Here is a 2,746-nt window from a genome sequence, read left to right as displayed (position 1 = left end):
GCTGAGGATGTTTATTATCCAGGTGAAAGTGAAACTTCTGAGTTTTATGTTTCTGTTCTTTTGAATAGAGGTACAGGACGTAATATGATTATGTATTCTACTGAAGGTGGAATGGATATTGAAGAAGTGGCAGAACATACTCCACACTTAATTTTCACTGAAGAAATTGATCCATCTGTAGGATTGCAAGGTTTTCAAGCAAGAAGAATTGCTTTTAACTTAGGTCTTTCTGGAAATGCTTTTAAAGAAATGGTTAAATTCATCGATTCATTATACAATGCTTACATTGGTTCTGATGCTTCTATGTTTGAAATTAACCCAGTTTTAAAAACTTCGGATGATAAAATTTTAGCTGTAGATGCTAAAGTAAATATCGATGATAATGCTTTATACAGACAAAAGAAATATGCTGATATGCGTGACATTCGTGAGGAAAATCCAATCGAGGTTGAAGCAAAAGAAGTAGGATTAAACTATGTAGATCTTGACGGTACTGTAGGATGTATGGTAAATGGTGCAGGTCTTGCAATGGCAACTATGGATTTAATTAAGTATGCTGGTTTTGAACCTGCAAACTTCCTAGACGTAGGTGGAACTGCTGATGCAAAACGTGTTGAAACTGCTTTCCGTATTATCTTGAAAGATCCAAACGTAAAGGCAATTTTAATTAATATTTTTGGTGGGATCGTTCGTTGTGACCGTGTTGCTCAAGGAGTTGTTGATGCATACAAAAATATGGGTGATGCTATAAATGTGCCAATTATTGTACGTTTACAAGGTACTAATGCTGAAATTGCAAAAGAATTAATTGATAATTCAGGAATGCCAATTTTATCTGCAGTTCAATTTCAAGAAGCTGCTGATCAAGTACAGGCTGCGCTTTCTTAATATTATATTTGTTGTGACATACTGTGGTGTGTTATTGCTATATTAAATTTAAAATCCTGAGTAGAGATGCAGAACACTGCATTTTAACTCAGGATTTTTTTATGCTTTTTTTTATAAATAAAATACAATTCTAAGTTTGATTGTTATTTTTTGGAGCAGAAACATTTTGCTTTTTAGTTAATATCGTCCCGCTTTCCGCTACAATCTTTTGCTTTAAAAAAAAGCAAAAGGATTTCCACTACAATCGGGGCTAAGAGTTGGCATTTTGTCTTTTTGATATCATTTAAAAAAAAGAAAAGCAGAAATAATCGAGCCAAGTTATAAATAAAACGAGGTATTAAAAAACTTAAACAAGTTTGAATTTTGTGATTGCTTTATATGAATTTTATGTTTCTGATTGGCTGTAGATACATATTCGAATTCATAGTTTTGAATATTAATCATATTTTGTTAAACGCCGTTTCTATCTGAACTCCTTTTACCAGTGTTTGATATACGACGCAATATCTTTCTGTCAGTTTTGCAAGTGTTTGTATTTCTTCTGCAGTTGCATTGCTTTCCAATAAAAATGAAAGACGAATTGCCTGAAATCCTACAGGAACTTCTTTGGAAACACCCAAAGTGCCCCGGAAATCCAAATCACCTTGAGCCTTAATAGTTGCATCTTTAATTTTAATACCAAGAGCTGTAGATACTGCACTAAGAGTTACACCAGCACAGGCAACCAATGCCTCAAGAAGCATGTCTCCTGAACAGGCAAGCATTCCGTTCCCACCCGTTGCCGGATGAAGACCTGCCTCTGTTAAAAACCTTCCAGTCTCAACCTTACAGGAAATTCCGTTACCAATTTTACCCTGTGCTTTAAGTGTTATTATTGCGGCATCAGGTTGTTCCCGATATTTTTCTTTAATCGGTGCTTGTATGTTTTTTAGTTCTTCTGCATCCATCTGTCAAAGATTTTTAATGGTTACTTATCATATACAATAAAGATATTAAAATTTTCCTTACACTATTTCTAAGACAAGAATTGTGTTTTGAGTCTTTTTTGCTATGAAATGAAACTGTTTTTCTGAAATATTTAATTCCACAGCAGCCTAGCGCTGATCACAGTGTAAAGCCTTGCGAAGGAGATTTGTATTTTTTTCTGGGTGAAAAAGAGCGACCAGAGGAAGCTCCTTTTTTGCCCTTGAAAAAAACAAGGCTACGAGTAAGCTTGAAGCGGAGAGCAGTAAGTTGCTCCTAATAATAATTACTGTCTTCATTTCTTTTTTGACATCCCTGTTCTATAAAGAGATAGTATATTTGGTTGCAAAGGATTATATTTGTTTATCATTTTAAATCAATAAAATATGGGTTCGATATATGACAAAGCTGATAATGAAGCCATAATTGCCCGGATTAATGCCCTTACACCTGAGAGTAAAGCGCTTTGGGGCAAGATGACGGTAGATCAAATGTGTAAGCATTGCAGCGCTGCAATTGAGGTGGGATTTGGTAAAAAAGAGCTTAAGGTGAATTTCCTACTGGGTATTTTGGGCAGGCTTATAAAAAACAAAGCATTCAACAATGACTTTGGCAAAAACAGCCCTACGGCCAAAGAATTGAAATGTGAGGGGTCGTATGATTTTGAATCCAGCCGAAAAGAATTTGCTGAAAATTTTAGCCAATTTGCACAAGGCACTCAGGTTATTAAGGTTATGTACCACCCTTTTTGGGGCAAAATGACTTATGAGGATTGGGATAAATTGATGTGGAGACATACGGACCATCATTTGAGGCAGTTTGGAGTTTAGTCCAAAACCATTAAAAATCATTCGTTTATGAGCATCATCAGACATAAACATTTCTTTTTGTCGTA

The 2,746-nt window shown here is 35.1% G+C and carries 3 protein-coding genes; 2 read left to right on the top strand and 1 reads right to left on the bottom strand.

Annotation, left to right across the window (positions count from 1 at the left end):
* Window positions 1–888, top strand: an 888-nt coding sequence (gene sucC, locus VFS71_RS12150) for an ADP-forming succinate--CoA ligase subunit beta (RefSeq protein WP_326401553.1), incomplete at its 5' end; no start/stop codon positions are given.
* Window positions 889–1,328: 440 nt separating this feature from the next.
* Here the strand turns inward: sucC and VFS71_RS12145 are convergent.
* Window positions 1,329–1,835 (bottom strand): OsmC family protein, encoded by a 507-nt coding sequence (locus VFS71_RS12145; protein WP_326401552.1) that lies wholly within the window; start codon window positions 1,833–1,835, stop codon window positions 1,329–1,331.
* A 402-nt stretch (window positions 1,836–2,237) separates the two neighbouring features.
* Between VFS71_RS12145 and VFS71_RS12140 the strand changes: the two genes are divergently transcribed.
* Window positions 2,238–2,681, top strand: a complete 444-nt coding sequence (locus VFS71_RS12140; RefSeq protein ID WP_326401551.1) for a DUF1569 domain-containing protein — start codon at window positions 2,238–2,240, stop codon at window positions 2,679–2,681.
* Window positions 2,682–2,746 lie beyond the last annotated feature (65 nt).

The organism is Flavobacterium sp. (assembly GCF_035760125.1).
Lineage (GTDB): Bacteria > Bacteroidota > Bacteroidia > Flavobacteriales > Flavobacteriaceae > Flavobacterium.
This window is presented reverse-complemented; position numbering and strand designations above follow the sequence as displayed.

Bases quoted from the DNA above. Each gene is read 5' to 3' on its own strand.
- VFS71_RS12145 (WP_326401552.1), bottom strand. From the start codon at position 1,835: ATGGATGCAGAAGAACTAAAAAACATACAAGCACCGATTAAAGAAAAA.
- VFS71_RS12140 (WP_326401551.1), top strand. From the start codon at position 2,238: ATGGGTTCGATATATGACAAAGCTGATAATGAAGCCATAATTGCCCGG.